This is a genomic window from Klebsiella sp. MS 92-3 (assembly GCF_000195655.1).
Classification (GTDB): Bacteria; Pseudomonadota; Gammaproteobacteria; order Enterobacterales; family Enterobacteriaceae; genus Klebsiella; species Klebsiella pneumoniae.
This window is the reverse complement of the sequence record NZ_GL882869.1, coordinates 92,912-95,790: the sequence shown is the minus strand read 5'-3', so window position 1 is coordinate 95,790 and position 2,879 is coordinate 92,912. Positions and strand designations below refer to the sequence as shown.

Below are 2,879 nucleotides of genomic sequence, written 5' to 3'. Positions count from 1 at the left end.
CCCGGGCTCCTCCTCAGACCAGGTTGAGCGTGGTGCGATGTCTGGCCGACTCGATACCCAACTCAATCAGGGTCATTATCTGAATCGCCTCGCTGGCCGAGACCGGGTTTTCCCCTACGCCGTTAAGCGCGTCGCGGATAGCGGCATAGTAAGCGGGATAATTACCCGGTAGCGTCAGCCATTTCTCCTGACTACGCTCATCCCCTTCCGCACGGGTCAGGGTACCGTCGCGCATATCATATCCCCAGTCCTCCTGCGGCAGCCGTTCACCGTTTTTTAGCCGCTCCTCCTGCGGGTCAAGGCCGTACTTAATATAGCTGGCCCGCGAGCCGTGGACGATAAAGCGCGCGCTCTCCGCGGCGGCGAGTAACGTACCATGCAGTACTACCCGCCGCTGCGGATAGGCCAGCACGGCGTGAAAATAGTCGGTGGATTGCGCGCCGGGCCGAAGCTGCGCGAGGTCCACCGTGATGCTTACCGGCAGGCCAAACAGCACCACGACCTGGTCGAGCAGATGCGGCGCGAGGTCATACCATATGCCGCTGCCAGGACCTGCCTGCTCACGCCAGCGCTGGCGCACCTGTGGTCGGAAGCGATCGAAATGCGACTCGAAGTAACACACCTCCCCCAGCTGACCTTCGTTGATCAACGCGCTGACCGTTAAGAAATCGCTGTCCCAGCGCCGGTTATGAAACACCGAAAGTATCCGACCGCAGTGCTTCGCCAGGCTTTCCAGCTCGCGAGCTTGTGACAGTGTCACGGTAAAGGGCTTATCCACCACAACATGCTTTCCCGCCTCCAGCGCCGCTTTCGCCAGCGGAAAGTGGGTGTCGTTCGGGGTGGCGATGACCACCAGATCGATATCCGGGTCGTCCAGCAGATCCCCCGGCGCACTCATTACCTTCACGCCAGGCCAATCGGCATGGACCTTATCGGCGTCGCTGCTGGCGACCGCCTTCAGCGCCATACCCGGCGTGCCGCCGATCAACGGCGCATGAAACGTTTTGCTGGCGTAACCGAACCCCACCAGCCCCACCCGGATCGCATCGCTCATCTTACCGCCTCGCTTATGCAACTGATATCAACACCAGGTTAATGAGAATAATTTTACAAACCGTGAGCAAAACTTATCATTCCTTACTTTGCGACTTACATGCAAGTGTGAGAAATCAGACAGATACCCCTTGTGATCTGCTGACCATCGAGTAACATTTCACGCTGTGTTCAAAGGATATTGAAGTGTTATGACAACTGTTTTTACCCGTATTGTAGAACTTATTGGCTGGATTGTTTTTGGTATTTCGGCACTGCTTTTGGTTATCGCACACCATATAGATAACTATCAGTCCCCACCGCCAGCGGATGTGGTGCACACGAAGTAGCTCCGCGTTAAAACAGTGACCCGCCTCGCAACTGTGCAACCGGTTTCAGAAACCGGTTGCAAATATGCTCGCGCTTTTATTACACTCCCTTTATCATCAGACAGGGAGCTTTTTCATGGCCGCTTTTCCGCACAATTTCTTATGGGGTGCCGCTACCGCAGCGTATCAGGTTGAGGGAGGACACGACGCCGACGGTAAAGGACCGTCAATCTGGGATATCTACTCTCATCTGCCGGGTACCACCTTTGAAGGCACCACCGGCGATATTGCCGTCGACCACTATCACCGTTTTCGCGAAGACGTGGCGTTAATGGCCGAAATGGGCCTGCAAAGCTATCGATTCTCCATCTCCTGGCCCCGCCTGCTGCCCGCCGGGCGCGGTAAGGTGAATGAAGCGGGAGTCCAGTTTTACAGCGATCTGATCGACGAACTGCTGGCGCACAATATTGAGCCGATGATCACCCTCTATCACTGGGATCTGCCGCAGGCCCTGCAGGATGAGGGCGGCTGGGAAGCGCGCACTACCGCCGAGGCCTTCGCCGAGTACGCCCGCCTGTGCTATGCGCGCTTTGGTTCACGGGTGAAGCTGTGGGCTACCTTCAACGAAACCATTGTCTTCATTGGGCACGGCTACATTAACGGCCTCCATCCCCCGGCGGTCCGCGATCCGGCGCGCGCCATTCAGGCCTGCCACCACGTATTTATCGCCCATGCGCTGGCGGTGAAGGCCTTTCGTGAGATGGCTGTGGCCGGCGAGATTGGCTTCGTCAACGTACTGCAACCGCATACCCCGCTCACCGACAGCGAGGCGGACATTAAGGCCACCGAGCTGGCTGACGCCATCCATACTCACTGGCTGTACGATCCGGTGCTGAAAGGCACCTATCCTGCCGACCTGCTGGCGCAGACCCAGGCGCTGTGGGGGGTACCTCGCTTTGCTCCAGGCGACGACGCGCTGCTCCGTGACAACCGCTGCGACTTTATCGGTCTGAATTACTATCGCCGGGAAACGGTATCTGCCCAGCCGCCTGAGATCGCTACCGGCGGCGAGCCTGGCGTGGAGGGATTATTCTATTTCGTGCGTAATCCCCAGAGTACATATACCGAATGGGGCTGGGAAATCTGGCCGCAGGGGCTAACTGACGGCATTATGATGATTAAGGCGCGCTATGGCGATATTCCGATATATATCACCGAGAATGGCCTCGGCGCGAAGGACCCGATTATTGACGGGGAAGTGGTCGACGACCCGCGGATTGATTATCTCAGCAGCCATATTGGCGCCCTCGAAAAAGCGCTGGCGCTGGGGGCAGATGTGCGCGGCTATTACCCCTGGTCATTTATCGATCTGCTGAGTTGGCTCAACGGCTATCAAAAGCAATATGGTTTTGTCTATGTCGATCACCAGCAAAATCTGGCGCGGAAACGAAAGAAGAGTTTTTATTGGTACAAATCTGTTATTGCCAGTCACGGCGAACAGCGTTAATCTTCTCTTGC

Annotated in this window: 3 protein-coding genes; 2 read left to right on the top strand and 1 reads right to left on the bottom strand. The window is 56.9% G+C overall.

All coding sequences use genetic code 11. The features are described 5' to 3' along the window. Positions 1 to 13 precede the first annotated feature (13 nt). Positions 14 to 1,054: an oxidoreductase gene (locus tag HMPREF9538_RS01020; protein WP_009486431.1), complete on the bottom strand. Its 1,041-nt coding sequence runs from the start codon at positions 1,052 to 1,054 to the stop codon at positions 14 to 16. Between the two features lie 190 nt (positions 1,055 to 1,244). Here HMPREF9538_RS01020 and blr point away from each other — a divergent pair, with 190 nt between their 5' ends. Then, entirely contained in the window at positions 1,245 to 1,382 is a 138-nt protein-coding gene (gene blr / locus HMPREF9538_RS30780) for a division septum protein Blr (RefSeq protein ID WP_004227851.1), read from the top strand. A gap of 115 nt (positions 1,383 to 1,497) precedes the next feature. After that, positions 1,498 to 2,868, top strand: a complete 1,371-nt coding sequence (locus HMPREF9538_RS01025) for a GH1 family beta-glucosidase (RefSeq protein WP_004180160.1) — start codon at positions 1,498 to 1,500, stop codon at positions 2,866 to 2,868. Positions 2,869 to 2,879 lie beyond the last annotated feature (11 nt).